1 protein-coding gene is annotated in these 1,085 nt (G+C 72.0%); it reads left to right on the top strand.

Going from position 1 to position 1,085, the window contains the following annotated elements; all coding sequences use genetic code 11:
* Position 1: 1 nt before the first annotated feature.
* Positions 2–1,085 (top strand): FliI/YscN family ATPase (locus tag DSP71_RS07965; protein ID WP_113680808.1); only part of this gene is annotated, 1,084 nt, incomplete at its 3' end.

The raw sequence follows: 1,085 nt of genomic DNA, 5'->3' as shown, positions 1-1,085 counted from the left end.
GGTGCGCGAGGCGGTTCGACCCGAGCGCATCGGCGAGGTCTCCCAGGTACGCGGCCTCAGCGTGCAGGTGCGTGGCCTCGACGGGGCCGTCGGCGACGTCGTGACGCTGGACGGTGTCGATGCCGAGGTCGTCGCGATCAGCGAGGGCGGACTGCGCTGCATGCCGCTCGCCCCTGTCGCCGGCCTCACGGTGGGAGCCCCTGTGCGCGCTCGCGGAGGAGCACTGCGGGTGCCGACAGGAGCAGCGCTCCTCGGACGCGTCCTCGACGGTCTGGGCCGCCCGATCGACGGGAAGGGTCCGCTGACCGGTGCTGTGCCGGTGAGCCTCGACCATGCTCCGCCCTCCATCATGGGCCGCGACCGGATCGACTCGCCCCTTCCGCTCGGCGTACGGACGCTCGACACACTCGTCAGCGTCGGACGCGGTCAGCGCGTCGGACTCTTCGCGGGTTCCGGTGTGGGGAAGTCGTCGCTGCTGTCGATGATCGCGCGGGGCACCGAAGCAGAGGTCACCGTGATCGCGCTGGTCGGCGAGCGCGGACGCGAGGTGCGCGAGTTCATCGAAGACGACCTCGGGCCGGAAGGACTCGCCCGCTCCGTCGTGGTGGTCTCGACCTCGGACCAACCTGCCATGGCCCGCATCCGCGCCGCGTACACCGCCACCAGGATCGCCGAGGCCTTCCGCGACGACGGCGCACACGCCATCCTCATGATGGACTCGCTCACGCGCGTCGCCATGGCGCAGCGCGAGATCGGGCTCTCGGCCGGGGAGCCTCCGGCCACCCGCGGATACCCGCCCTCCACGTTCTCCCTCCTCGCCGGTCTGCTCGAGCGGGCAGGCACGGACACGCGCGGTTCCATCACCGGCATCTACACGGTGCTCGTCGACGGCGACGACCACAACGAGCCGATCGCCGACACGGTGCGGTCGATCCTCGACGGCCATGTCGTGCTCGACCGGGCGCTCGCACTGTCAGGCCACCACCCCGCGATCGACGTGCTCGGATCGGTGTCGCGTGTCGCCGGCAAGGTCACGACGCCCGAGCGCCGGACGCACGCCGCGACGCTCCGCGCCGTGCTGGCCG

The organism is Microbacterium sp. H6 (genome assembly GCF_003314775.1).
GTDB classification, from domain to species: Bacteria; Actinomycetota; Actinomycetes; order Actinomycetales; family Microbacteriaceae; genus Microbacterium; species Microbacterium oxydans.
The sequence above is the reverse complement of the archived record's forward strand: the minus strand, read 5'-3'. Positions and strand labels throughout refer to the sequence as shown.